This is a genomic window from Streptomyces sp. CA-251247 (assembly GCF_050952975.1).
GTDB classification, from domain to species: Bacteria; Actinomycetota; Actinomycetes; order Streptomycetales; family Streptomycetaceae; genus Streptomyces; species Streptomyces achmelvichensis.
In genome coordinates this window covers 7,189,548-7,213,218 of the sequence record NZ_CP191861.1, presented here as the reverse complement: position 1 = coordinate 7,213,218, position 23,671 = coordinate 7,189,548, and the positions used below count along the sequence as shown (strand labels likewise).

24 protein-coding genes are annotated in these 23,671 nt (G+C 71.2%); 4 read left to right on the top strand and 20 right to left on the bottom strand.

The genetic code is table 11. From position 1 onward, the window contains the following. Positions 1 to 24: 24 nt before the first annotated feature. Entirely contained in the window at positions 25 to 1,029 is a 1,005-nt protein-coding gene (locus tag ACQPWZ_RS32185) for a pyridoxal-phosphate dependent enzyme (RefSeq protein ID WP_433573128.1), read from the bottom strand. 297 nt (positions 1,030 to 1,326) lie between these two features. Between ACQPWZ_RS32185 and ACQPWZ_RS32180 the strand changes: the two genes are divergently transcribed. Together ACQPWZ_RS32180 and glpK are read left to right on the top strand one after the other, a co-directional pair. Then, positions 1,327 to 2,247, top strand: coding sequence for a kinase (locus ACQPWZ_RS32180; RefSeq protein ID WP_433573899.1), 921 nt, complete (start codon positions 1,327 to 1,329; stop codon positions 2,245 to 2,247). A 359-nt stretch (positions 2,248 to 2,606) separates the two neighbouring features. Next, positions 2,607 to 4,124: a glycerol kinase GlpK gene (gene glpK / locus ACQPWZ_RS32175; protein ID WP_327677842.1), complete on the top strand. Its 1,518-nt coding sequence runs from the start codon at positions 2,607 to 2,609 to the stop codon at positions 4,122 to 4,124. Between the two features lie 52 nt (positions 4,125 to 4,176). Here the strand turns inward: glpK and ACQPWZ_RS32170 are convergent, their stop codons facing one another. From ACQPWZ_RS32170 to ACQPWZ_RS32140, 7 genes are all read right to left on the bottom strand, one after another. Then, entirely contained in the window at positions 4,177 to 4,623 is a 447-nt protein-coding gene (locus ACQPWZ_RS32170; RefSeq protein ID WP_340478100.1) for a nitroreductase family deazaflavin-dependent oxidoreductase, read from the bottom strand. A gap of 107 nt (positions 4,624 to 4,730) precedes the next feature. Beyond that, the gene (locus tag ACQPWZ_RS32165) at positions 4,731 to 5,525 is read right to left on the bottom strand and encodes an SDR family NAD(P)-dependent oxidoreductase (protein WP_356700593.1); all 795 of its coding nucleotides are present in this window, start codon (positions 5,523 to 5,525) and stop codon (positions 4,731 to 4,733) included. 119 nt (positions 5,526 to 5,644) lie between these two features. Further along, the gene (locus tag ACQPWZ_RS32160) at positions 5,645 to 6,058 is read right to left on the bottom strand and encodes a hypothetical protein (protein WP_383235669.1); all 414 of its coding nucleotides are present in this window, start codon (positions 6,056 to 6,058) and stop codon (positions 5,645 to 5,647) included. Between the two features lie 155 nt (positions 6,059 to 6,213). Beyond that, complete coding sequence (locus ACQPWZ_RS32155; RefSeq protein WP_313942684.1) at positions 6,214 to 6,390, bottom strand: hypothetical protein; 177 nt, start codon at positions 6,388 to 6,390, stop codon at positions 6,214 to 6,216. A 67-nt stretch (positions 6,391 to 6,457) separates the two neighbouring features. Next, positions 6,458 to 7,147 (bottom strand): YoaK family protein, encoded by a 690-nt coding sequence (locus ACQPWZ_RS32150; RefSeq protein WP_433573127.1) that lies wholly within the window; start codon positions 7,145 to 7,147, stop codon positions 6,458 to 6,460. 18 nt (positions 7,148 to 7,165) lie between these two features. Continuing rightward, entirely contained in the window at positions 7,166 to 8,362 is a 1,197-nt protein-coding gene (locus ACQPWZ_RS32145) for an MFS transporter (protein ID WP_433573898.1), read from the bottom strand. Between the two features lie 126 nt (positions 8,363 to 8,488). Continuing rightward, on the bottom strand, positions 8,489 to 10,576 hold the full coding sequence (locus ACQPWZ_RS32140) for a SpoIIE family protein phosphatase (RefSeq protein ID WP_433573126.1): 2,088 nt from the start codon (positions 10,574 to 10,576) through the stop codon (positions 8,489 to 8,491). A 296-nt stretch (positions 10,577 to 10,872) separates the two neighbouring features. On the opposite strand from ACQPWZ_RS32140, the gene ACQPWZ_RS32135 reads away from it, so the two are divergent. Further along, positions 10,873 to 11,229 carry a DUF779 domain-containing protein gene (locus ACQPWZ_RS32135; protein ID WP_313942686.1) on the top strand — a complete coding sequence of 119 codons (357 nt, stop codon included), beginning with the start codon at positions 10,873 to 10,875 and terminating at the stop codon, positions 11,227 to 11,229. A gap of 44 nt (positions 11,230 to 11,273) precedes the next feature. On the opposite strand, the gene ACQPWZ_RS32130 is transcribed toward ACQPWZ_RS32135, so the two are convergent. The 11 genes from ACQPWZ_RS32130 to ACQPWZ_RS32080 all read right to left on the bottom strand — a co-directional run bounded on the left by ACQPWZ_RS32130 (position 11,274) and on the right by ACQPWZ_RS32080 (position 21,723). After that, entirely contained in the window at positions 11,274 to 11,468 is a 195-nt protein-coding gene (locus ACQPWZ_RS32130) for a hypothetical protein (RefSeq protein ID WP_313942687.1), read from the bottom strand. Positions 11,469 to 11,587: 119 nt separating this feature from the next. Then, complete coding sequence (locus ACQPWZ_RS32125; protein WP_433573125.1) at positions 11,588 to 12,451, bottom strand: phosphatidylinositol-specific phospholipase C/glycerophosphodiester phosphodiesterase family protein; 864 nt, start codon at positions 12,449 to 12,451, stop codon at positions 11,588 to 11,590. A gap of 137 nt (positions 12,452 to 12,588) precedes the next feature. Beyond that, positions 12,589 to 13,248, bottom strand: a complete 660-nt coding sequence (locus ACQPWZ_RS32120; protein WP_356700603.1) for an ABC transporter ATP-binding protein — start codon at positions 13,246 to 13,248, stop codon at positions 12,589 to 12,591. Continuing rightward, complete coding sequence (locus tag ACQPWZ_RS32115; protein WP_433573897.1) at positions 13,241 to 14,158, bottom strand: ABC transporter ATP-binding protein; 918 nt, start codon at positions 14,156 to 14,158, stop codon at positions 13,241 to 13,243. Before ACQPWZ_RS32115 ends, ACQPWZ_RS32120 begins: the two co-directional genes overlap by 8 nt. Positions 14,159 to 14,196: 38 nt before the next feature. After that, positions 14,197 to 15,063, bottom strand: a complete 867-nt coding sequence (locus ACQPWZ_RS32110) for an ABC transporter permease (RefSeq protein ID WP_356700605.1) — start codon at positions 15,061 to 15,063, stop codon at positions 14,197 to 14,199. Further along, positions 15,056 to 16,021, bottom strand: coding sequence for an ABC transporter permease (locus ACQPWZ_RS32105; protein WP_405576040.1), 966 nt, complete (start codon positions 16,019 to 16,021; stop codon positions 15,056 to 15,058). The genes ACQPWZ_RS32110 and ACQPWZ_RS32105 overlap by 8 nt, the downstream gene beginning before the upstream one ends. A 23-nt stretch (positions 16,022 to 16,044) precedes the next feature. Continuing rightward, the gene (locus ACQPWZ_RS32100) at positions 16,045 to 17,643 is read right to left on the bottom strand and encodes an ABC transporter substrate-binding protein (protein ID WP_433573124.1); all 1,599 of its coding nucleotides are present in this window, start codon (positions 17,641 to 17,643) and stop codon (positions 16,045 to 16,047) included. 107 nt (positions 17,644 to 17,750) lie between these two features. Beyond that, a complete protein-coding gene (locus ACQPWZ_RS32095; protein WP_405574593.1) occupies positions 17,751 to 18,857 on the bottom strand; it encodes an acyl-CoA dehydrogenase family protein in 1,107 nt (368 codons plus the stop codon). Then, positions 18,854 to 20,035 carry an acyl-CoA dehydrogenase family protein gene (locus ACQPWZ_RS32090; protein WP_356700611.1) on the bottom strand — a complete coding sequence of 394 codons (1,182 nt, stop codon included), beginning with the start codon at positions 20,033 to 20,035 and terminating at the stop codon, positions 18,854 to 18,856. Before ACQPWZ_RS32090 ends, ACQPWZ_RS32095 begins: the two co-directional genes overlap by 4 nt. Further along, positions 20,032 to 21,000 carry an NADPH:quinone oxidoreductase family protein gene (locus ACQPWZ_RS32085; protein WP_433573123.1) on the bottom strand — a complete coding sequence of 323 codons (969 nt, stop codon included), beginning with the start codon at positions 20,998 to 21,000 and terminating at the stop codon, positions 20,032 to 20,034. The genes ACQPWZ_RS32090 and ACQPWZ_RS32085 overlap by 4 nt, the downstream gene beginning before the upstream one ends. Before the next feature lie 138 nt (positions 21,001 to 21,138). Next, positions 21,139 to 21,723 (bottom strand): helix-turn-helix domain-containing protein, encoded by a 585-nt coding sequence (locus tag ACQPWZ_RS32080; protein WP_340476765.1) that lies wholly within the window; start codon positions 21,721 to 21,723, stop codon positions 21,139 to 21,141. A gap of 132 nt (positions 21,724 to 21,855) precedes the next feature. On the opposite strand from ACQPWZ_RS32080, the gene ACQPWZ_RS32075 reads away from it, so the two are divergent. Next, complete coding sequence (locus ACQPWZ_RS32075) at positions 21,856 to 22,737, top strand: SDR family oxidoreductase (RefSeq protein ID WP_433573122.1); 882 nt, start codon at positions 21,856 to 21,858, stop codon at positions 22,735 to 22,737. A 61-nt stretch (positions 22,738 to 22,798) separates the two neighbouring features. On the opposite strand, the gene ACQPWZ_RS32070 is transcribed toward ACQPWZ_RS32075, so the two are convergent. Continuing rightward, the gene (locus ACQPWZ_RS32070) at positions 22,799 to 23,632 is read right to left on the bottom strand and encodes an enoyl-CoA hydratase/isomerase family protein (protein ID WP_340476764.1); all 834 of its coding nucleotides are present in this window, start codon (positions 23,630 to 23,632) and stop codon (positions 22,799 to 22,801) included. Between the last annotated feature and the right edge of the window lie 39 nt (positions 23,633 to 23,671).

The following is a 23,671-nucleotide window of genomic DNA, read 5'->3' as shown; positions in this document are numbered from 1 at the left end:
GGTGGCGGCGGGGAGTCGGCATACTCAACTCCCGCGCGGCACACGGAGGTCGGACCACGACGCCGTCGACCAGGGGTGACTGAGTTCGTCGAGCGAGGTGATCTCGTGCGGCTTGAGGGTGTCGATGTCCGGGGCTTCCGCGTGCCTGGCATAGGCGCTCTCGACGTAGCGGTGACCGGTGTCGGCGGCGATGAAGACATGGGTGCGGGAGGCGTCCCTGCTGCGTTCCCAACGAGTGGTGAGGTACGCGGCGCCGGCCGAGAGGCCGGCGAAGATGCCGCTGCTCCGCAGGAGTTCGACAGCGCCGGAGAGTGCGCAGTCGAAGTTGACCCAGTGGATCCTGTCGTAGAGCTCGTGCCGGACGTTCCGGAACGGGATGGCGCTGCCGATCCCGGCAATGATCATGTCCGGGTCCGACACGTGCTCCGAGCCGAACGTGACACTGCCGAAGGGCTGCACGCCGACGAGGGACACATCCCGGCCGGCCTCGCGCAGAAAGGTGGCGATGGCGCCGGTCGAGGCGCCCGAGCCCACACCGCCCACCAGGGCCAGGGGGCCGTCGGGGACCTCCCGGGCGATCGTGGCTGCCACGTCGCGGTAACCGAGGTAGTGGATGGAGTCGTGGTACTGCCGCATCCAGTGGTACGAGGGGTTCGCCTCCAGGATCTCGGCGATTCGCCGCACCCGCAGTTCCTGGTCGAGACGCAGGTTCTTCGACGGCCGGACCTGTTCCAGCGTGACGCCGAGGATCTCCAACTGCGCGCGGAGGGTGCGGTCCACCGTCGTGGATCCCACGATGTGGCACTGCATTCCGTAGCGGTGACAGGCCAGTGCCAGCGCCTGTGCGTAGATGCCGCTGGAACTGTCGACGAGCGTGTCGCCGGGTTGGACGGCACCCGACTCCAGGAGATGGCGGACCGCCCCCAGGGCCGAGTAGATCTTCATCGTCTCGAACCGCAGACAGATCACGTCCGGCCGCAGGGAGATGAGATCGGGTTTCTTGATCGCTTCAGCTATGTGTGTGTGCATGCCCGTCTTCCTGTCAGCCGCCCCTGTGCCGGAACCGCTTGAACAGGTAGGTCTGAACGGTGTCGGTGTCCCCGGCGCCTGGTGACGACCGGATCGAGCCGAGAGCATCACACTAATTGAAAATGATTGTCAAGACCGTTTGTGACTCGGGGCCCGGACTTGCCCCGCAGTGTGGGACTCAGATAGAAACGATTATCACTTTCGTCTGATGCGCCACCAGGGAGGAGTCCCGTGAAGCCGACCCAGGAGGCCGGGGCACGACGATGTCCGCCACGCGGAGAACCGGCGGGAGGGACGATCGGCAGTGGAGTGGGGACCGCCTTCGGGACCTTCGGCGAGCTGCTCCAAGGCGTGCTGCCGGAGAAGGACGGGGACTTCCTCGTCACTCTGCCCGTCGCGCGCTGGACGAGGGCGACCTTCCGCCCCGATCCGCACATGAGCGGGGTGGTGGTCCGGCCGGCCCGAAAGCGGAAGGCTCTGCAACTGGCACGCGCCATCGTCGAGCAGGCTCCGCGGCCGACCGGCGGGGTGCCGACCGGCGGGGTGCTGACCGTCAACAGCGTCATCCCGGAGGGCAAGGGGCTGGCCAGCTCATCGGCCGACCTGGTCGCGACGGCGCGGGCCGTGGGACAGGCCCTGGGCATCGCGATGCCCGCCGCCCGGATCGAGCGGCTCCTGGCAGGCATCGAACCCACCGACGGCGTGCTCTATCCGGGTATCGTCGCCTTCCACCACCGCAGCGTGCGCCTGCGCGCCGTCCTCGGATCCCTGCCGGCCATGACCGTGGTGGGGATCGACGAGGGCGGAGCGGTCGACACCGTCGACTTCAACCGCATCCCCAAACCGTTCACGACAGCGGACCGGCACGAGTACGCACGCCTGCTGGACCGGCTCACCGGCGCCATACGCTCCCGTGACCTCGCGGAGGTCGGCCGGGTCGCCACCCGCAGCGCGCTGATGAACCAATCCCTTCGGCACAAACGGTCGTTGGAGCGCATGCGGGAGATCTCCCGCGAGGTCGGCGGACTGGGCGTGGCCGTCGGACACAGCGGCACGACGCTGGGAGTGCTACTGGACGCAGCCGACCCCGCGTGCCCGCACCGCGCCACCGCCGCGGCACGGGCGTGCAGAGAACTGGCGGGAGGCGTGTCGGTCTACCGGACCCTGAGCTTCCCGAACACCCACTCCAGGGAGCCGAGCCTCGCCCTCCCCGCGTGAACCTTCCCCGCGCGAACCCACCCCGCGCGAAACCGTCGAGCGCGCGGGCCGGCAAGGCCCTGTCCTCGCAGCACCTCCCGCGAGAAGTCTCTGACCTGCACTTTTCCCGCCGAGCGCCATCCGCGCACCCTCGCACAAGGCGGGACCCCATCCCATCGCGCGCGGATCACCGCCGTCCGTTCTACGCTGTTTTCTGGACAACCCGGGCAGTCGACGACCGGTCCCGAACCGGCGGAAGCAGGCTCCCATGGCTGGGCGATTCCCCGGACGCGTTCCGGCCCCGGAAGGCTGACCGAGCCCTCCGCGCACCACGCGGAGGCCACAACCCCAGCCCATCCGACAGGAGAGGCGGCACAGCCATGGCGGACTTCGTCGGCGCGGTGGATCAGGGAACCACCAGCACCCGTTTCATGATCTTCGACCACGCCGGAAACGAAGTGGCGAAGCATCAGCTGGAGCACGAGCAGATCCTTCCCCGATCGGGGTGGGTCGAGCACGACCCCGTCGAGATCTGGGAGCGCACCAACTCGGTGATCCAGAACGCCCTCCGGCACGGAAATCTGTCGCCGGCCGACCTGGCGGCGATCGGTATCACCAACCAGCGGGAGACGACCGTCGTCTGGGACCCGCGCAACGGCCGCCCCTACTACAACGCCATCGTCTGGCAGGACACCCGGACCGACTCCATCGCCGCCGCCCTGGAGCGTTCGGGCAAGGGCGACGTCATCCGCCGCAAGGCGGGTCTGCCGCCCGCGACGTACTTCTCCGGCGGCAAGATCCAGTGGATCCTGGAGAACGTCGACGGCGTCCGTGAAGCCGCGGAGCAGGGCCATGCCATCTTCGGCAACACGGACGCCTGGGTGCTGTGGAACCTCACGGGCGGTCCCGATGGCGGCATCCACGCCACGGACGTGACCAACGCCAGCCGCACCATGCTGATGAACCTCGAGACGCTGGACTGGGACGACGAACTGCTGGGATTCTTCGACATCCCGCGGTCGATGCTGCCGAGCATCAAGCCGTCCTCCAGCGCGGATGCCTACGGCGAGACACGTACCTCGCGGCCCCTGCGCGAGGCCATCCCCATCGCCGGCGTGCTCGGCGACCAGCAGGCGGCGACCGTCGGCCAGGTCTGCTACTCGCCGGGCGAGGCCAAGAACACCTACGGCACCGGCAACTTCCTGGTGCTGAACACCGGTACGGAGCTGGTGCGTTCGGAGCACGGCCTTCTCACCACGGTGGCGTACCAGTTCGGCGACAGCCCTGCGGTCTACGCCCTGGAGGGCTCCATCGCGGTCACCGGTTCCGCGGTCCAGTGGCTGCGTGACCAGATGAAGATCGTCAAGACGGCCGCCGAGAGCGAGACACTGGCCCGCACGGTCGAGGACAACGGCGGGATGTACTTCGTCCCCGCCTTCTCCGGACTGTTCGCCCCGTACTGGCGTTCCGACGCCCGCGGCGCGATCGTCGGCCTCGCCCGGTACAACGACAACGGCCATCTGGCACGGGCCACGCTCGAAGCCATCTGCTACCAGAGCCGGGACGTGGTGGAGGCCATGGAGCAGGACTCCGGCGTCCACCTCGACGTGCTCAAGGTCGACGGCGGTGTGACCGCCAACGACCTGTGCATGCAGATCCAGGCCGATGTCCTCGGCGTACCGGTCAGCCGTCCGGTCGTCGCCGAGACCACCGCGCTCGGCGCCGCCTATGCGGCCGGCCTGGCCACCGGCTTCTGGCGCGACACCGACGAACTGCGCACCCACTGGCAGGAGTCGAAGCGCTGGGAGCCGCAGTGGTCCGAGGACCAGCGTGCGGAGGGCTACGCGGGCTGGAAGAAGGCCGTGGAGCGCACGCTCGACTGGGCCAAGGTCGAATAGACCGACACCCTGGCGGGTGCGCGTGCGCCACTGACGGCCTTCGGACGGGCCGTCAGTGGCCCTCGGGCACCCGCTCCAGCACGAAGACGGGGATCTCCCGGTCCGTCTTCTTCTGGTAGTCCGCGTAGTCGGGGTACGCCTCGACCGCGCGGGCCCACCACGCGGCCTTCTCCTCGCCGGTCACCTCACGTGCCGTCATGTCCTGGCGCACCGCGCCGTCCTGGAGCTCCACCCGGGGATCGGCCACCACGTTGTGGTACCAGACAGGGTGCTTCGGCGCCCCGCCCAGCGACGCGACCACGGCGTACTCGCCCTCGTGCTCCACCCGCATCAGCGGGGACTTGCGGATCTTGCCGCTCTTGGCGCCGCGGGTGGTCAGGATGATGACCGGCATCCCGCGCATCGTGGTGCCCTTGGAACCGCCGGAGCTCTCGAAGAGCTCCACCTGGTCACGCACCCACTTCTCCGGGCTCGGCTCGTACTCACCCTCAAGAGGCATGGCATCCATCCCGTCGTCGGTAAAGGTCTCTGGGCAGTTGTTCAACGCGCCGCGCGCCCGGGATCATCCCGGATGCCCGTGCGGCGCGGGGGTGTCCGAGGGGTCCCTCAGGGGACGATGGAGTCGACGTAACCGCCGTCGACCCTGACGGCCGCGCCGGTGGTCGCAGACGCCTGCGGGGAGCTGAGGTAGACGACCAGGTTGGCGATCTCCTCGGGCTCGATCAGCCGCCCCAGCAAGGACTGTGGACGGTGCAGTCGCATGAACTCGCGCTGCGCCTCGTCCCAGGGTCTGTCCTTGCCCACCAGGTCGTACACGAAGTCCTCCACACCCGGCGTGTGGGTGGGTCCCGCGATGACGGAGTTCACCGTCACCCCGGCGCCCGAGGCGTCCTTGGCGAAGCCGCGTGAGACGGCCAGCAGAGCCGTCTTGGACATGCCGTAGTGGATCATCTCGACCGGGACGACGAGCGCCGAGTCGCTGGCGATGTTCAGGACCCGGCCCCAGCCGCGCTCCTTCATCCCGGGCAGATAGGCACGGATGAGGCGCACGGCGCTGAGGACGTTGGTCTCGAAGTACTCGCGCCACTGGTCGTCGGTGATGTCCAGGGCGTCGGTGGGTCCGAAGATGCCGAGGTTGTTGACGAGGATGTCGGCGTCGGGGACCGCGTCACCCAGCAGCCCGGCGCCCTCCTCCGTGGTCAGGTCGCAGGTCACGGTCGCCACGTCGGCCGCCGGCACCGCCTCGATCAGGCTGCCCGCGGCCTGCCGCAGACGCTCTTCGCCCCGCCCGGTGAGAACCGTTCTCGCACCCGCCCTCGCAAGGCCCGTGGCGATGGCGAGTCCGATGCCCTGGGACGATCCGGTGACGACCGCCGTCCGGCTGCTCAGATCAATGTGCACGCGTCGCACGCTCTCATATCTCCGCAGGGCGGATCGGCTTCGCCACGCGCGGGAATCCGCGCCGGCCTCGTCCCCGGTGCACGGTACGAGACCGACGCGGATTGCCGCGTGCGGAGACCTCAGATACGGCCACCGGTCGCACGGGTCACGGGGCCGAAACCGCGTCGTGCGGTACGCCGGCCGACCGCGAAGGCAGCGGCGCCCACCGCGACGGCGCTCGCGCCACCGCCCGCGACCAGCAGGGTGCGGGCCTTCATGAACAGCCAGGCCGTGCCGGCTGCCGCGCCCACCGCCTTCGTCGCCGTACCGGCCGCACCGCCCACCGTCTTGGAGGCCGACTCCAGAGTCGTGGTGACCGACTTGCCGGCGCCCGCGAGGGCCGACGCCGTGGCGTTCCGCGCCTCGTTCGCACCGTCCGACGCGGCGTCCGCGGCCCGGGACGAAGCCTGCTTGGCGCGCCCGCCCGCGGCTCGCGCGGCATTGACGTGTTCGTTCTTCGACGCTGTGGTTACTCGCTTGTTCGATTCAGTCATGGGGCTCGGGTAACCCCGTATCGGCGCCGAAAACCGATGTCCGCCATCCGGCTGTCGTGCCCGGTACACCTTCCCGTCCGGCCCGTCGGCACAGAGCGCACAGGAAGGGGGCGGGCCGGTGATCCGGTCCGCCCCCTTCCCGACACTGACTCAGGTCAACGTCTGCGGCTGCGCGTCGACCAGCTGCTTCCTATCCCCGCCACCTGAAGACCCAGCAACATCAGGCCGATGAGCATGATGTTGGTGGCGGTGAATGTGTCGTTCGTCGAGATCTCCGCCGCGTTGATGAGGAACGCGATGAAGAACAGCACAGCTGCTGCGATGCCAAGCATGGAGGTTCTCCCCTCGAATCGGTGAGGACCGTGTGCCCCGCGCAGCGGGAAAGAGACCTGTTTCCCTTCAGGTGTGCCGCGGCGGCGAAACGACGAAGGAAAGGACCAGTGCGGCCGCGACCAGAGTCGTCGGCAACCCGACGGCCGCGGGCCGGGCCTGAGTGAGCATCAGCCCGCCCAGCGCCGCGCCCGCCATCAGGACGAAGACGAGGACCGCGTTGTCCCACTGGAGGCGGCCGGTGGTCATGAGGCTCGTCAGCGCACCGGTCAGCGCGCCGGTCAGGTACGTCGTCGACAGCCCGGGGGCCCCGGCGGCGCGCACGGCCCCGCCCTGCGCTCCCATCGCCACCGACATGACCGCGAGCAGGGCGAGCCGGCCGCCGCTGTGCGGGGCGCCGCCCCACAGGGCCCAGGCGACGGTCGCGCCGCACAGGACGACGGTCTCCACGAGCAGCGCGCACCGCGCGCCCGTCCACCGCGGCCCGGTGCGGCGCACGGTGATACGGCTCCCGAGGAGTACGCCGCAGACGTAGCCCGCGATCGCCAGCAGCGAGTGGCCGGCCAGCGGGAGCTCCCAGCTGCCGACGGAGAGTCCGAGGAGGGCCAGATTCGCCGTCATCACGCTGGTGAAGACGCCCCCGAGGGCGAGGAAGCTGATGGCGTCGACCGCGCCGGTCGCCAGGGTCAGGAGCAGCACCGGGGCCGAGGCGAACAGATGGTGCGGCTCGGTGAGCCACGGGTCCGTGTCGTGTGCCATGCGACGGCTCCCGGCTCGTCAGACGCGTGCGCGGTCCGCCGGACGGCGGAGCAGATAGATGCCGGCGGATCCGGCGAGCACCACCATGCAGCAGATGAAGACCAGTCCGGCGTCCTCCAGGCCGAGCGGTTCGGCGAGCACGCCGATGCCGATGACGGGAATCGAGATGCCCGTGTAGGCGACCACGAACAGCGAGGAGATGACCCCGGCCCGGTGCTCCTCGGGCGCCGCGCCTGCGACCGAGGCGACGGCGCCCCTGAGCGCGAGCCCCTGGCCCGCTCCCCCGACCAGCGCGCTGAGGACCACCAGCGCCAGCAGGTCCCACGCAAGGGCTCCGGCCAGCAGGGCCAGCCCGGCGACGAGTGTGAAACAGCCGGCCGGCAGCGCCCGGGCCACACCCAGTCTGGGCACCAGCAACTGCCCGACGGTGGAGGCGAAGAAGGCGAGGAAGACGATCAGCCCGACGACCGCGTGGTTCTCCACACCGAGGCTCTGTGCGAGGAAGGCGGGGCTGACGGAGGTGAACACGCCGAGCAGGGAGAAGCCGACGAACGCGGCGAGGCCGGCCGGTACGAACAGCGCGCGCACCTGGGGCGGCAGGCTGGGCCACTGCGGGCGGACGACGCGGAGCGGCTTCGGCTCGCGCACGGTCTCGGGGAGGAACCAGAGCACCGCGAACGAGACGGCGACCAGGGCGAGATGGACGAGGAAGGGGAGCTTCAGGGGCCAGGGCGCGTACTCGGCGAGCACTCCCGCCAGCAGCGGACCGCAGCCCAGGCCGCCCATGTTGGCCGCGGTCGAGGCGAAGGCGGCTCTGCCCTCCTTGCCCGGCGGTGCGCATTCCATGACGAACGCGGTCGCGGCACCGGTGAACAGTCCGGCGGACAGCCCCGACAGGAAGCGGCCGAGGAAGAGCAGAGGCAGTCCGCTCTCGGCCAGGAAGCACACCGCGCTGAGGGCGGCGAGGACGAGGCCGCACAGCAGCACGGGGCGGCGGCCGACCGTGTCGGAGATGTTGCCCGCGAGCAGGAGGACTCCGATGACGCCGAAGGCGTAGACGGCGAAGACGACCGTCACGATCAGCTCGGAGAACCCGATCTCCTCCTGGTAGAGCCCGTAGAGCGGGGTGGGGAGTGTGGTTCCCGCCATGCACACCGCGAAGATGCCGGCGGCCCGGAGATAGCCGCCGCGGCGCAGGTCCGGCTGCGTGTTCAGGCGATCACTCACAGGGTGAACGGTAGGGGGCGGCGGGCGGCGGGGCACGTCCGGGGCGGCCGTGCGCCTGACGGCGGCGGAGTGGGCGCGACGGCTCTGTCAGGCGGCTCGGGCGGGACCGCCGTGTCAGGGGTGGGTGCGGGCGCGGGCGATGAGGAGGGCGACGTCGTCGTGGTCCCCCGGCTGCCGCAATGTCTGAAGGAGCACCTCGCAGGTCGCGTCCAGGGTTCGTTCGGGCTCGCCGAGGAGCGAGAGGAGGAGGTCGAGCCGGACGTCGATGGCCTCGTCCCGTGTCTCCACCAGACCATCGGTGTAGAGGACGAGCTCATCGCCCGGCCGCAGGTCGAACGTGGTGGTGCGGTAGGGGAAACCGCCGACGCCGAGCGGAACGCCGGTGGGCAGGTCGAGCAGTTCGGGCGGCCGGCCGGGGCGGGCCAGAACCGGCGGCAGATGTCCGGCGGTGGAGATGAGGCACTGGGCCTGGTGGGGGTCGTAGACCGCGTACACGCAGGTGGTGATGGTCTGGCCCATGCGGTCGGTGATGCGGTCGAGGTGGCGCAGCACCTCGTCGGGGGCGAGGTCGAGTTCGGCCAGGGTGCGGGTGGCGGTGCGGAGCTGGCCCATGGTGACGGCGGCGTTGATACCGCTGCCCATCACATCGCCGACGACGAGTGCGGTCTTCTCGCCGTTCAGCGGGATGACGTCGAACCAGTCGCCGCCCACCTCGCTGGCGGCCTGGGCGGGCTCGTAGCGGTTGGCGATCTCCAGGCCGGGCTGGTCCGTCGGCTGCTGCGGGAGCAGGCTGCGCTGGAGGGTGAGCGCGGTGTTGCGGACCTGCCGGTGCCAGCGTGCGTTGTCAATGCAGACCGCGGCGCGCGCGGCCAGCTCGCCCGCGAGGAGCTCGTCGTCGTCGTTGAACGGTTCGGGGTTGCGGGTGCGCTTCAGGTCGAGGGCGCCGAGGACCTCGCCGCGGGCGATCAGGGGAACGGCCATGTAGGAGTGCACGCCCGCGGCGGCCAGCAGCTCTGCGGCTTCGGGGCTGCGTGCGATCCGCCGCAGGTCGTCCTCGTCCACGTGGGACACGCGGACCGGGCGGCCCGTGTTCACGCAGTGGGTGACCAGCCGGTCGACCTCGTAGCGGGCGACCTCGCCGGGCTGGTCGGCGGCGCGTATGGCGTCGGTCGAGAACGCGGCGGCCACGGCGAGAGCGCGGAAGGTGGCGGGGCCGTCGTGCACCACCGGGCCCGTGCGGCCGTTCAGGGCGCTGTCGAGCACGTCCACCGCCGCGACGTCGGCCAGATCGGGCACCGCGACCTCGGCGAGCTCCCGTGCGGTCCGGTCGAGGTCGAGGGTGGTGCCGATCCGCATCGAGGCATCGGCCACAAGAGTGAGGCGACGGCGGGCGGCGGCCACCTCGCTCGTGGCGCGATGACGCTCGGTGACGTCCACGACGGACACGGCGAGTCCGAGCACACGCCCGTTCGAGGACTCCAGCCGGTAGAAGGAGACGGACCAGGCGTGCTGGTGGTCGGGGTCGGCCGGGGTGTGTCCCACCGACTCACGGTCGAGGATCGGCACACCCGTGGCGAGTACCTGGCGCATGTCGGACTCTATGGCCACGGTGTCCAGGAACGGCAGGGCTTCACGGACATGCCGTCCCACATGTTCGTGGGCGGCGAGACCGTTGATGCGCTCCAGGGCCGGATTCACGGTGATGTACCGCAGCTCCGAGTCGACGACGGCGAGGCCGATCGGGGACTGGGCGATGAGCCGGGTCGACAGCGCGAGATCCCGCTCCACCTGCCGCAACGTGGACTGCTCGGTGGCCAGCCCCAGGGCGTAGAGGTGCTTGCGGTCGTCCTCCAGCCTCATGTTGCGGAATTCCACGAGCAGGGACGTGCCGTCCTTGTGGCGTACGGGGAAGACCCCCGCCCAGTTCCCCTCGCCGCCCATGACCTCGGCAAACAGCCGTTGCACCAGCTCATGGTGCTGCTCGTGCACCATGACCCGGGCGGCGGGCCGTCCCAGGGCCTCCTCGGCGCTGTACCCGAAGAGTTTCTCCGCCTGAGGGCTCCACAGCGCGATCTTGCCCTCGGCGTCCAGCATGATGGCGGCGACGTTCAGGACATCCATCAGGCCGCCGGACTCGGACGTGATGGCCCCGGGACGCACAGCCCCCTCCACCGGGTCAGGGGAAGGCTCCGCAGCGCGCATCCCACGACCTCCGTCCGCCTGTCGTCACCTCTTGAGGCGCTCTGTACCCACTCCGGGCCTCGGCATCAGTGTGCCCCTCCAGGAACCCTCCCATCGTCCCTCCGGCCAGGCGGAGGCCGCATCCGGCGGGCGCTCCCCCGCCGGGCGGGAGAGGATCACCAACGATGCAGGCGCGGACCATCCTGCACCAGTGGTATGGCTTGATTCCACAGGTATGACAACCCCGGTTGCCGTCCGAAGGATCAGCCGGGCGTCCTGCAACGGGATTGCAACCTCCCCCGTGCTTCGCTCGGCCCATGACCGAGACCCCGCGCGTGGAGCTGACCCCGGCCGCCGCCGATCTGCTGCGGCGGCTGCGGGCCGTACACGGACCGCTGATGTTCCACCAGTCGGGCGGCTGCTGCGACGGCAGCGCCCCCATGTGCTACCCGCAGGGAGAATTCCGTACGGGGTCCTCCGACATCCTTCTCGCGGACCTCCGGGTGGAGGGCGTCGAGGAGGACATCTCGTTCTGGATCTCCAGGAGCCAGTACGAACGGTGGAGCCACACACGGCTCGTCGTCGATGTCGTCGAAGGCCGTGGCAGCGGATTTTCGCTGGAGGCCCCGGAGGGGGTGCGTTTCCTGATCCGGTCACATCTCGTCGGCGCCTGACCGGCCGGGTACGCCGGGCGGTTCAAGCACGGTTCAGGGACGGTTCAAGGACGCAGACTGCTGACGACCTCGGCCGTGGCGGCGACACCTTCGCTGATGGTCGGCGCCATGCTCGTGCCCGCGAGGAAGAAGCCGAGCAGGCAGCACACGATCGCGTGCGAGAGCTTGAGTCCACCGTTGCGCAGAAAGATCACCGCGAGGACCACCAGAAGCAGTACGACCGAAATCGACACAGCCATCGTCAACCTCCTCCGCCGCGCCGGATCCGCGGCATCCGGCCGTCAGTCTGGCGCAGCGGAGGGCCCGTACGGCCGACTGGCGTGTCCGCCGTACGGGTGCAGTCTGCGGGAGTGTCCGGCTACCGGCCGCGCCTGCGCAGGAAGGTTTCGAGGCCCGCCAGATCGTCCGAGTTGAGGTGGTCCACACCGGCGGCGAGCAGCTCGGTCCAGACGGCGTCGCGGGCCGGCCCGGGCACATCGGGTGTGGCCCAGAAGCGGACGCGCTGACCGCGGTCGTGCGCCGCGGAGACGAGCGTGTGCAGCGTGCCGCGTTCGGCCGCGGGGAACGGTCCTATGCCCTGCCAGGTGAAACTCGACGTCCAGTTGCTGGAGATCAGCGGGATGAAGGAGGCGGGCGCGGCGGTGCCGAGGTCGTCGAGCCGGCCGTCGTAGAACGCGTACCGCTGCCGCTGGGCCTCCATGGGTACGCGCGCCGCGCGGTCGCCGGAGATCACCGGGGTGACGGCGCCGGGGCGGACCCGGCCGTGCGCGTAGCCGGTCAGTATCCGGCTGTAGCGCCGCAGCTGGCGGTCGAGTTCGAGGTAGCACGCGACGCCGTCGGTCTTGATGTCGACGAGCAGCTGCACCGGCTTGCCGTAACCGCGGTAGACCGAGCCGTGGCCCGCCCGCACGCGCGCCAGCAGCGGGTCGAGGTAGAGCGAGCGCAGGGTGCGGGTGGGGTCGAGCTCCTCCGGGGTGTGCGCGACGAGCAGCTCGCCGTTCACCAGGAAGATGTCGGCCTCCAGGCTGGTGAATCCGTGCGACAGGGCGTCGTGGAGCGGCCGTTCGTGCAGGTAGTCGTTGTGGGCGTGCGCCTGCCTCAGCGGCCGCGGGCGGTGCTGCCCGCCGCGGTTCTCCGCCGCCTGCGCGGCGGCGGGTACGGCGACGGCGCCGGCCAGTGCGGCGGCGAGGGTCGTGACGGCTCTGCGACGGGTGGTCAGCACAGTGGTGCCTCCGGGCTCGTGGGGTCGGGAGGGACACCCGAGTATCAGCCCGCCTCGTCGCTGATCGGCAGTACTGCACCAAGAGTTCGGCCATCCGTCACCTGGTGACCGTGCCGGGCGGCACCGCCCCGCGTGGCTCAGTGGGTCCAGGCCTCGGACCAGTGCACCGTCCGGTCGCACCAGCGCTCCAGCAGGGTCCGGTCGTGACCGACGGCGAGGAGGCCGGCGCCCTGCTCACGGCGGTAGTCCTCGACGACCGCCACCAGAGCGGCCGTTGTCGAGGCGTCGAGCATGGCGGTCATCTCGTCGCAGATCAGCCAGCGCGGTTCGAGCACCAACGCCCGGGCGAGGCAGGCGCGTTGCAGCTGCCCGTCGCTGACCTCGTGCGGACGGCGGCCCAGCAGTTCCCCGGTCAGGCCCACCCGGTCGGCCAGTTCCCCGGTCCGCCGGACCGCCTCGTCGCGTCTGCCGGTCGCCCGCAGCGGTTCGGCGATCAGATCGCGCAGCGGCAGCCGGGGGTCGGCGGAGAGCCTCGGCTGCTGGAAGACCACGCCGATCGCGGTGCGCTGGGCCCGCGGGGCGGTGTGCCGCCAGCCCCGGGCGGGCTCGCCGTCGATGACGACGCGGCCGCCGTAGGGCCGGTGGAGCAGTGCGGCCACGCGGGCGAGGGTGGACTTGCCGCAGCCGCTGGGGCCGAGGAGGCCGACCGCCTCGCCGGGCGCGAGGGTGAGTGAGGCGTCGCGTACGACGGGGTGGCCGCGGTCGTACCCGGCGGTGATCTCCTCGAGTTCAAACACGGGCGGGCTCCCGGTCGTCGGGGGCGTTCACGGGGTGGTGGCACGCGACTCCCGCGCCGAGAAGGGGCTGCGTCCCGCAGCGTTCGCTCACGCGCTCGCAGCGCGCGGCGAAGGCGCACCCGGGCGGCAGGTCTCCCAGCTCCGGCGGCAGCCCGGGCACCGGGACGAAGTCCCGTTCGGGGAGCGCCGCGAGCAGTCCTCGGGCGTACGGGTGGCGGGGGCCGGGGCTGCCGAAGAAGGCGTCGGCATCCGTGAGTTCGACGATCCGCCCGGCGTACATCACGGCGACGCGGTCGGCGATCCGTTCCGCCGCCGCCAGATCGTGGGTGATCATCAGCAGGGCCCGGCCCTCGTCGGTGTGGCGGCGGAGTTCGTCGGCCGTACGGTTCACCAGGTCACGGTCGAGTCCGGTGGTCGGCTCGTCGGCGAGGAGCAGGGGCGCGTCGCCGACGAGGGCGAGCGCGGTCGCGGCCCGCTGGGCGAGGCCGCCGGACAGCTCGTGCGGGTAGCGGTCGAGGTGTCCGGCCGGAAAGGCGGCCCGCTCGGCCGCGGCCACGGCGGTCCCGCGCAGTTCGCCGCGCGGTGTGCCGGTGAGTGCGCGCACCGTCTCCGACACCTGCACTCCCACGGTACGGACCGGGGTGAGATGGGCGGCCGGGCTCTGCGGGACGAGGCCGATCCTGCGCCCGCGCACCGTGCGGGCGAGGGTCCGCTCGTCGGCACCGAGCAGTTCGACACCGTCGACGGTCGCGGTGCCGGCGGTCTGGGCGTTGCCCGGCAGCAGGCCGAGCAGGGCGGAGGCGAGCACGGACTTGCCGCAGCCGCTCTCACCGACGAGGGCCAGGCACTCCCCTGCCGCGAGGTCGAAGGTGGCTCCGGTGACGGCCGCGATGTGCCGGCCGCCGCGCATCCGGAAGCGTACGGACAGGTCCCGTACGGACAGGACGGTCACAGCATCAGCTCCGATCTCCGGCGCGGGTTGATCCGCTCCCGCCAGGCGCCCGCGAGGCCCGCCACGGCGAGCGTCGGGACGATCAGGAACAGGCCGGGGAAGAGGGTGGGCCACCAGTCGCCGGCGAGGAGGGAACCGCGGGCGGACTGGACGAGGTTGCCGAGGCTCGCCTCGTGGGCGGGCAGTCCGAGCCCGAGGAAGGAGAGCGCGGATTCGTGCCACATCGCGTGCGGGACCATCAGGACGGCCGCGAGGCCGGCCTGGGGCAGCACTCCCGGCAGCAGATGCCGGGCGGTGACGCGCCATCGCGAGGCACCGCCGGAGATCGCCGCGTCGATGTACGGACGGGAGCGCAGGGACAGCACTTCCGAGCGGACGATGCGGGCGGTGGACAGCCAGTGGGTGAGCGCCACGGACACGATCACCGGCCAGACCCCGGGGCGGAACATCGCCACGATGAAGATGCCGAGGAGCAGGTGGGGAACGGACGCGAACGTGTCCACGAGCCGCATCACCAGCCGGTCTGTCCAGCCGCCGAAGGCCGCGGCGGCGGCACCCACCAGCGTGCCGATCACGGTGGCGACCAGGGCCGCGACGACGCCCACGAGCAGCGAGATCCGCAGTCCGTAGACGCACCGCAACAACAGATCGCGGCCCACGTCGTCGGTGCCGAAGGGGTGGGCGAGCGACGGCGGTTGCAGCTTCATCGACAGATCGACCGCCTGCTCGTCGAGCTGCGCGATCGGCGGCACGACCAGCACCGCGAGGACGACCGCGGTCACCACGACGGCGGAGACGGAGACCCGGACGGTACGGGTGGAGCGCCGGGTGCGCCCGCGACTGCGCCACACCGCCTCAGCCATCGAAGCCCACTCTCGGGTCGGCGAGTCCGTACAGCACGTCGGACAGGAGGTTGCCGGCGAGCACCGCGGCGGTGGCGAGGACCGTGAGCGCGGCCAGCAGCGGGAAGTCGACCGAGGTCGCTGCCTGGACGGTGGCGGCGGCGATGCCGGGCCAGCTGAAGACCGTCTCCACGAGCAGCGCACCCGTGATGAGTTCGGGGACACGCGAGCCGATGAGGGTGAGCATCGGCAGCATGCCGGACCGCAGGGCGTGACCGAGCAGGACGGTCGGCTCGCCGAGTCCGCGGGCGCGGGCCCCGCGCACCGGGTCCTCGTCGAGCGCGTCGGCGACCCCTTGGCGTACGTACAGGAAGAACCACGGCAGTTGGGAGATGCCGAGGACGGCCGCGGGCAGGACCAGGTGCGAGGCGACCTGGCCGAAGGTGACGACGTCGCTGGCGGTGTCGGTGAGCCCGCCGGCCGGGAGGGCGCCCAGTTCGAGGGCGAAGAACCAGATGGCGAGCAGTCCGAGCCAGAAGGCGGGTGCCGCTTCGAGGGTGTAGGCGGCCGAGCTGACGCAGCGGTCGAGCCAGCCGCCGCGGCGGCGGGCGGCCAGTACGCCCAGTGCCGTGCCGAGCAGGATGGCGACGGCGAACGCGGTGACGGCGAGGAGCGCGGACCAGCCGATCCGCTCGCCGACGACCTCGGCGACGGGCCTGCGCAGGACGCTGGAGTTCCCCAGGTCGCCCTGGAGCGCGGACATCAGCCAGTTCCACCAGCGGGTGACGAGGGGCTGGTCGACGCCGAGGTTGGCGCGGATCTGGTCCAGGTTCTCCTGGGTGGCGGTCAGTCCGGCGGTGCCGGTGTACGCCTTGACGGGGTCGAAGGGGGATGCGGCGGCGACGGCGAAGACGCCGAAGGTCACGACCAGGAGCACGGGGGCGGCGAACAGTGCCCGCCGCCCCGCCATCCGCGCCATCGCCTCCCAGGGAAGGCGGCGGGTCACTGCTTCGGGGTCCAGTCCTCGACGTTCCACCAGGGGCCGGAGGCGAGCCCGTGGTCGTGCGGCTCGACCTGGGTGGTCAGTCCGTCCCAGCGGTCGGCGACGACGTAGAGGTGGTCGATGTGGGTGAGGAAGGTGTAGCCGGGGTTCTTCACCAGTTCGCGCTGAACGGTGTCGTAGGCCGCCTTGCGCACGGCCTTGTCGCCGCTCTTGCGGCCTGCGACCAGGGCCGCGTCGACGGCCGGGTTGTCGTAGCGGGCCATGTTGTTGAAGCCGTCGCCGCCGAACGAGGACGTGAGCAGCAGGTACTGGTCGAAGTCGGGGTCGGCAGGGGCACCGCCGCCGGCGAGGACCGCGTCGTCCTTCATCCGCGGCTCGATGACCTCCCAGGTGCCGGCCTGCGTGGTGACGGCGATGCCGGCCTTCTTGGCGTCGGAGGCGTAGGCGAGGGCGTGTTCCTGGCGGAGCTTGTCACCGGCGAGGTACCAGAGCGGGAAGGCGGCGCGTACGCCGTTCTTCTCGCGGATCCCGTTCTTGCCGGGCTTCCAGCCGGCGTCGTCGAGGATCTTCTTCGCCCGGGCCAGGTCGTGCGGGCGCTCGGTGCCCTGGGTGAACCACTCGCTGCCGGTGGGGACGGGACCGTAGGCGGGCTTGCCGGCACCCTCGAGGATCTTGTCGACCATGGTCTGCCGGTCGACGGCCACATCGAGGGCCTGACGGATCGCGGTGTCGCCGGCGACCCTGTTGTGGGTCGGCAGCGTGACGGTCCGGTAGTCGTACGTCGTGGCCGCATAGGTCTTGTTCGCCCGGTCGCCCTTGAAGCCCTTGGCGAGGTTGGGCGGCAGGATCGCGCCGTCGAGGTCGCCCGCGCGCAGTCGCGTGGCGCGGACGTCGTCGTCCTTGATGACCGCCATGGTGAACTTCTTCACCTTCGGCTCGCCGCCCCAGTAGTGGGGGTTCGCCTTGAGGCTGATCTTCTCGCCCTTGGACCATCCGGTGAGGACGTACGGCCCGGTGCCGATCGGCTTGGTGGTGAACGGGCCGGTGTTGACGTCCTGTCCGGCCACGACGTGCTCGGGAACGATGGGCAGGACGGTGCGCTCGGCGAAGGGCGCGTAGGGGTACTTCAGCGTGAAGACCACGGTGTCCTCGCCGGTCGCCCTGACGTCCTTGATGGCGTCGAGCTCGGACTTGGAGGGGTTGTTGGTCTTCTTGTCCAGGATGGTGCGGTAGGTGAAGACGACGTCCTTGGCGCCGAACGGCTTGCCGTCGCTGAACGTCACGCCCTGGCGCAGTTTGTAGGTGTACGTCAGCCGGTCCTCGCTGATCTTCGGCAGCGCGGCGGCGAGTGCGGGCTTGAGGTTCATCCCGCGGTCGAGCGCGAGCAGACCGTCGAAGATCTTCGCGTTGCCGTCCTTGCCGTAGCCCAGCAGCGGGCTGAGGCTCTCGGGCTCGTACGCGATGCCGACGACGGCGGAGTCCCCATCGCCGTTTTTGCCGGCCGCGGCGCTGTCCGGGTTGGAGCAGGCCGCCGCGCCGACGGTCAGCGCGGCGGCCAGCGTCGCTGCGGCCAGCCCTCGTATCGATCGGGCGGACATGGCCCACTCCCCTAATGAAGATCAACTGTTATTGCGAACGATTCGCAATTAAACAGCACGCCGCGAGGAGCGGAGTGCCCAGGTCCGCAAGGCGGTGCGGAGAGGGCCTACGGAGCCTCGATGTCGACCAGTTCGGCCAGAGCCTCCTTGTGACTGCCCGCGGTACCGAGGGCGATCGAGTCCGACTTGGCCCGCTTGAGGTGGAGATGCGCGGGGTGTTCCCAGGTCATGCCGATGCCCGCGTGCAGCTGGACACACTCCTCGGCGGCGTGCACCGCGACCCGGGAGGTGTAGGCCTGGGCGATGGCGACCGCGAGAGCCGCTTCCGGGCTGTCGGTCGCCAGGGCGTCGGCCGCGTTCCTGACCGCGGCGCGGGCCGAGACGACCTCCAGCCACAGCTGCGCCATGCGGTGCTTGAGCGCCTGGAAGGAGCCGATCGGCCGGTTGAACTGATGGCGCTCCCGGGTGTGCCGGACGGTCTCCTCCAGGCACCACTCGGCGACGCCGAGCTGCTCGGAGGCCAACAGCCCGGCCCCGGCGAGCAGTCCACGGCGGACCGCCGCCTCCGCGGCGTCGGAGTCCGCGAGCCGGGTGGCCGCCGCGGTGGCGGAGACGGTCACGGCCGCGAGGGGCCGCGTCAGATCCAGCGGCGTCTGCGCCTCGACACCGGCTTCCCCGGCCTCGACCGCGTACAGGCCGTCGGACCGCAGCACCAGGAACACATCGGCGGCCGCCGCGTCGGCGACACCGGAGACCCGGGACGCTCCCGCGGCGAGCGGGCCGTACGGGGAGGCCGACAGCGGGACGGCGAGCACGGCCACCGTACGGCCGGACGCCAGCGCGGCCAGCAGGCCGGCGACCTCCGGCGTTTCCGTGTCGAGCGCGAGCAGTACCTCGGTCGCGATGACCGAACTGGTCAGATACGGCGCGGGAGTCACCTGACGGCCGAGCTCTTCGAGGACCACGGCGGCCTCACGGTGACTCGCGCCCTGGCCGCCCAGCTTCTCCGGAACGAGCAGCCCCGCGGCGCCCATGTCGGCGGCCAGCGCCTTCCAGAGCCCCGCGTCGTAGGGCGTACCGGCCTCGGCCCGCGCCAGCAGCGCCGCGGTGTCGGCGCGGTCGGTGAGCAGGGACCGGACGGCCGCCCTCAGGTCGTCCTCGGCCTCGGAGTAGAGCAGATCGGGCTGGGTGCTCCGCGTCGGCGCCTTCGTCATCGGGCGAGGTCCTTCCAGGCGATGTCCTTGTCGTTGCGCGGCTCGGACGGCAGCCCGAGTACGCGTTCGGCGACGATGTTCAGGAGCACCTCACTGGTGCCGCCCTCGATCGAATTGCCCTTGGAGCGCAGATAGCGGTAGCCGGCGTCGCGGCCGGTGAAGTCGACCAGTTCGGGCCGGCGCATGGTCCAGTCGTCGTACAACAGACCTTCCTCGCCGCGCAGTTCGACCTCCAGGCCGCTGATCTCCTGGTTGAGCCGGGCGAAGGCGAGCTTCATGCCGCTGCCCTCGGGGCCCGGCTGGCCGGCGACGAGCTGCTGGCGCAGCCGCTCCCCGGCGAGGCGGGCGACCTCCGCCTCGACCCACAGGGTCAGCAGACGCTGGTGCAGATCGTGGGTGCGCAGTTCGGGACGCTCGCGCCAGGTCTGCGTGACGGGGCCGATCATGCCTCCCTCGCGGGGGATGCGGCTGCCGCCGATGGAGACGCGCTCGTTCATCAGGGTCGTCTGCGCGACCTTCCAGCCCTCGCCCACCTCACCGAGGCGATGTGCGTCGGGGATGCGCACGTCGGAGAGGAAGACCTCGTTGAACTCCGCCTCGCCCGTGATCTGGCGCAGCGGACGCACCTCGACGCCGGGGTCGGTCATGTCGCAGATGAAGTAGGTGATGCCGCGGTGCTTGGGCAGATCGGGGTCGGTGCGGGCGATGAGGATGGCCCAGCGCGCCACATGGGCGCTGGAGGTCCACACCTTCTGTCCGCTCACCACCCAGTCGTCGCCGTCGCGCACGGCCCGGGTGCCGAGCGCCGCGAGGTCGGAGCCCGCGCCCGGCTCGCTGAAGAGCTGGCACCAGACCTCGTCGCCGACCCACAGCGGCCGCAGGAAGCGCTCCTTCACCTCCTCGGAGCCGTACGCGAGGATCGTCGGGGCCGCCATGCCGAGGCCGATGCCGATGCGGCGCGGGTCGTTGTCCGGCGCGTCGGCGGCGTTCAGTACGGAGTCCACGACGGCCTGAAGGGAGCGCGGCGCGTCGAGTCCGCCGAGGCCCTTCGGATAGTGGACCCAGGCGAGGCCGGCGTCGAAGCGGGCCTTGAGGAAGGTGGTGCGGTCGGTCGTGGCCGGCGGGTGTGCGGCCAGCAACTCCTCTGCACGGGTGCGCAGTTCGGCGGCGTCCGTCATCGGGTGGCTCCTTCCGGAATGACCACCAGACGACCGGTGGTGGTGCCGTCGGCCACGCGCTGGACCGCGTCGGCGGCGTCCTTCATCGCGACCCGTCCGCTGATCAGCGGCTTGACGGCGCCTTCGGCGGCGAGCCTGGTCAGCTCCTCGTGGCAGGCGAGGATCGCGGCCGGGTCCTTCTGGTTGTACAGGCCCCAGTGCAGGCCGACGATCGAGTAGTTCTTCACCAGTGCGTGGTTGAGCGCGGGGCTCGGGATGGCACCGCTCGCGAAGCCGACGACGAGGATGCGGCCCTCGAAGGCGACGCACTTCGCGGACTTGGCGTAGGCGTCACCGCCGACCGGGTCGTAGATCACGTCGGCGCCCCGGCCACCGGTCGCCTCCTTGACGGCGGCGACGATGTCGTCGGTGCGGCGGTCGACGACCACGTCGCAGCCGAGCTCCCGCGCCACGCGGGCCTTGTCCTCGCCGCCGACGACGCCGATCACCCGGGCGCCGGCCGCTTTGCCGAGCTGGACGGCGGCGCTGCCGACGCCGCCCGCGGCCGCGTGCACGAGCAGGGTCTCGCCCGCCCGCAGCGCGGCCCGGCGGTGCAGCCCGAACCAGCCCGTCTGGTAGCCGATGTGCAGGGCGGCGGCCTCGGCGTCGTCGAGGGCCTCGGGGGCGGGCAGCACGGCAGCGGCGTCGGCCACGACGTAGTCCGCGAGCCCGCCGTTCGGCAGGGCGGGGTTGGCGATGACCCGGCGGCCGTCCTCGGTCTCGCCGCAGATCTCCACGCCCGGTGTGAAGGGCAGCGGAGGGCGTACCTGGTACTGGCCGCGGCACAGCAGTGCGTCGGGGAAGTTGATGTTCGCGGCGCGGACCTTCAGCAGGAGCTGCCCGTCGCCCGGCGTGGGCCGCTCCACCTCTTCGAGCCGCATCACCTCGCTCGGCTCGCCGTTCCGGTGCACTCGCCATGCCTGCATTTCCGGGCCTCCACAAACCGTAGGCAGTACTGCGCTCCGGTTCGCATACTAAGCGGTCGCTTGCCGCTCGGGAAGCCCCCTTCCAGCCGCACCGGTCCCCCGTCCGCCGCGAACCTCGGCCTGCTCCGGCCGGGAGCGTCAGCCCTGCTTCGGCCTCGCCCGGACGTGCATGCGCTCGCCCTGCGGCCCGAACAGGCTGAGGAACTCCACGCTCTCTTCGCCGGCCGCGCCGAACCAGTGCGGGACCCGGGTGTCGAACTCCGCGGCCTCGCCCGCTCCGAGCACCACGTCGTGCTCGCCGAGCACCAGCCGGAGCTTCCCGGACAGGACGTACAGCCACTCGTAGCCCTCGTGCGTCCGGGGGTCGGGCTGCTGACCGCCCGGCTCCTGCACCACCTTGTACGCCTGGAGCCCGCCCGGCTGACGGGTGAGCGGCAGCATGGTCCTCCCGTGCCGCACGATGGGCTTCGCCCGCACCCTCGGATCCCCGACGGGCGGGGCGCCGACGAGCTCGTCGAGCGGCACCTGATGGGCGCGGGCGATGGGCAGCAGCAGTTCCAGGCTGGGCTTGCGCTGACCGGACTCCAGACGGGAGAGGGTGCTGACGGAGATCCCGGTCACCTCGGAGAGGGCGCCGAGGGTGGCACCGCGGTCGCGGCGGATACGGCGGAGACGGGGACCGACCTCGTCGAGGACGGAATCGAGCGCAGGTTCGTCGTTCATGGAACCATTGCAGAAACAGCAAGGCCATGTGTCAATCCCGAAGCCTTCGGGCTCCCGGCACGGGCATCGTCGAGATCAAAGATCAGTGCAAGCCCATGGACGATTCGGCCGCCACCGGATACTCATGCCCTCATGACAGATCGTCTCGGCATTCCCGCACCTCCGCCCCTCGGCGCCGCCGCCCTGCCCAAGGGGACGTTCGAGGGCAGGAGCGTGATCGTCACCGGCGGCGGCTCGGGCCTCGGGAAGGCGATCGCGACGGAGTTCGCCCGGCTCGGCGCCGACCTCATGATCGTGGGCCGCAAGGCCGACCGGCTCAAGGCCGCGCAGGACGAACTCGCCGGGCTCGGCGGCCGCGTCACCGCCGCCCTGTGCGACATACGCGAACCGGACCGCATAGCGGAGGTCATCGATGCCGCCGAGGCCGCCTTCGGCCTGCCGGGCGTGCTCGTCAACAACGCGGCGGGCAACTTCCCCGTGCCCGCCGAGGAGCTGTCCGCCAACGGATGGCGGGCCGTCGTGGACATCACTCTCAGCGGGACCTGGTTCATGACGCAGGAGTTCGGCCGCCGGCACCTGACCGCCGGCACGCCGGCGTCCATCATCAACCTCGGCGCCTCGTACGCCTGGACGGGCGGGCCGGGGTTCGTGCACTCCGCGGCGGCCAAGGCGGGGGTGCAGAACATGGTCGAGACCCTGGCCGTCGAGTGGGGGCCGTACGGCATCCAGATCAACGCCCTGGTGCCGGGGCTCGTGCCGCACGACGACATGAGCGCTGATCTGCGGGGCGGCCTCGACCGGGCGGAGGACAAGGACGTCCGGCAGCCCGCGCTGCGGGTGGGGCAGCCGAGGGAGATCGGGTGGGCGGCGACGTTCCTCGCCTCCCCCTACGCCCAGTTGATCACCGGGCACACCCTGGTGGTGGACGGCGCCAACTGGCAGCGGAGGGCGTTGGTGAACGAGCCGGTGGTGACCGTGCGCGAGCAGCTCGGACGGGGTCCGTTCGCCGGCTGACCCACGGCCCCTGCCGTCCGGATCGTGCCGGACTCGCGTGCCCTTCCCCCGCCGCGCGCGTTCACCGGCCCTCGAAGTCCGGGGGCCGGCGCGCCGCCTTGGCCGTGTATCCCTCGCGGCAGTCGTCCGAGGTGAGCGTGAGTGCCGCGCTCTGCGCCGTACGGTCGAGCGCCTCCGCGAGACCGGCGTCCGCGAACGCGTCGATGTCGCGTTTGACGGCCCGCACGGCGAGCGGCGCGTTCCGGGCGATCTCCGCGGCCAGTTCCTGCGCGGCAGAAGCCAATGCGCTTGCTGGGGTGACCAGTTGGACCAGACCCAGGCGTGCGGCCGTCGCCGCGTCGATACGCCGGCCGGTCAGCGCCAGGTACTTGGCCCAGCCCGCGCCCGCCTCGCGCGCGATCCGCAGATCGCCGCCCGCGTCCACCGCCACCCCCAACTGCGCCTCGGGCAGGGCGAAGACGGCGTCGTCCGCGGCGACGCGGATGTCCGCCATCAAGGCGAGCTCGAAGCCGAAGCCGAGGCAGTAGCCCTGCACCGCGGCGACGACCGGCTGCGGCAGCCCGGCGAAGGCCGCGAAGCGCTCGTGCGCCCAGCGGATGCCCTCGTGGTAGCGCTGGGTGCGCTCGGCCGCGGACCTGCCGGTGATCGCGCCGCCGGGGGCGGTGACGTCGATGCCCGCGCAGAAGGCGCGGCCCTCGGCCCGCAGCAGCACCGCTCTGACGCTGTCGTCGAAGCGGATCCGGTCGGCCATCAGGCCCAGTTGACGCGTGGACTCCCAGCTCCAGCCGTTCAGCGTGGCGGGCCGGCAGAGGGTGAGGACGCCCACCCCGTCGGCGATGTCGAGGCGGATGCGCTCCTCACCCCCGGCGATCTCCCGGTCCAGTGTGTCGATCATCGCCACCCCCTCTGACGCACCATCAGAAATCAGGGCAGC

Bases quoted from the DNA above. Each gene is read 5' to 3' on its own strand.
- ACQPWZ_RS32155 (WP_313942684.1), bottom strand. From the start codon at position 6,390: ATGCTTGGCATCGCAGCAGCTGTGCTGTTCTTCATCGCGTTCCTCATC.
- ACQPWZ_RS32095 (WP_405574593.1), bottom strand. From the start codon at position 18,857: ATGACGAAGGCGCCGACGCGGAGCACCCAGCCCGATCTGCTCTACTCC.
- ACQPWZ_RS32105 (WP_405576040.1), bottom strand. From the start codon at position 16,021: ATGGCGCGGATGGCGGGGCGGCGGGCACTGTTCGCCGCCCCCGTGCTC.
- ACQPWZ_RS32085 (WP_433573123.1), bottom strand. From the start codon at position 21,000: ATGCAGGCATGGCGAGTGCACCGGAACGGCGAGCCGAGCGAGGTGATG.
- ACQPWZ_RS32080 (WP_340476765.1), bottom strand. From the start codon at position 21,723: ATGAACGACGAACCTGCGCTCGATTCCGTCCTCGACGAGGTCGGTCCC.
- glpK (WP_327677842.1), top strand. From the start codon at position 2,607: ATGGCGGACTTCGTCGGCGCGGTGGATCAGGGAACCACCAGCACCCGT.
- ACQPWZ_RS32160 (WP_383235669.1), bottom strand. From the start codon at position 6,058: ATGACTGAATCGAACAAGCGAGTAACCACAGCGTCGAAGAACGAACAC.
- ACQPWZ_RS32140 (WP_433573126.1), bottom strand. From the start codon at position 10,576: ATGCGCGCTGCGGAGCCTTCCCCTGACCCGGTGGAGGGGGCTGTGCGT.
- ACQPWZ_RS32110 (WP_356700605.1), bottom strand. From the start codon at position 15,063: ATGGCTGAGGCGGTGTGGCGCAGTCGCGGGCGCACCCGGCGCTCCACC.
- ACQPWZ_RS32070 (WP_340476764.1), bottom strand. From the start codon at position 23,632: ATGATCGACACACTGGACCGGGAGATCGCCGGGGGTGAGGAGCGCATC.
- ACQPWZ_RS32090 (WP_356700611.1), bottom strand. From the start codon at position 20,035: ATGACGGACGCCGCCGAACTGCGCACCCGTGCAGAGGAGTTGCTGGCC.
- ACQPWZ_RS32135 (WP_313942686.1), top strand. From the start codon at position 10,873: ATGACCGAGACCCCGCGCGTGGAGCTGACCCCGGCCGCCGCCGATCTG.
- ACQPWZ_RS32170 (WP_340478100.1), bottom strand. From the start codon at position 4,623: ATGCCTCTTGAGGGTGAGTACGAGCCGAGCCCGGAGAAGTGGGTGCGT.
- ACQPWZ_RS32075 (WP_433573122.1), top strand. From the start codon at position 21,856: ATGACAGATCGTCTCGGCATTCCCGCACCTCCGCCCCTCGGCGCCGCC.
- ACQPWZ_RS32130 (WP_313942687.1), bottom strand. From the start codon at position 11,468: ATGGCTGTGTCGATTTCGGTCGTACTGCTTCTGGTGGTCCTCGCGGTG.
- ACQPWZ_RS32185 (WP_433573128.1), bottom strand. From the start codon at position 1,029: ATGCACACACACATAGCTGAAGCGATCAAGAAACCCGATCTCATCTCC.
- ACQPWZ_RS32115 (WP_433573897.1), bottom strand. From the start codon at position 14,158: ATGCGCGGCGGCCGGCACATCGCGGCCGTCACCGGAGCCACCTTCGAC.
- ACQPWZ_RS32150 (WP_433573127.1), bottom strand. From the start codon at position 7,147: ATGGCACACGACACGGACCCGTGGCTCACCGAGCCGCACCATCTGTTC.
- ACQPWZ_RS32100 (WP_433573124.1), bottom strand. From the start codon at position 17,643: ATGTCCGCCCGATCGATACGAGGGCTGGCCGCAGCGACGCTGGCCGCC.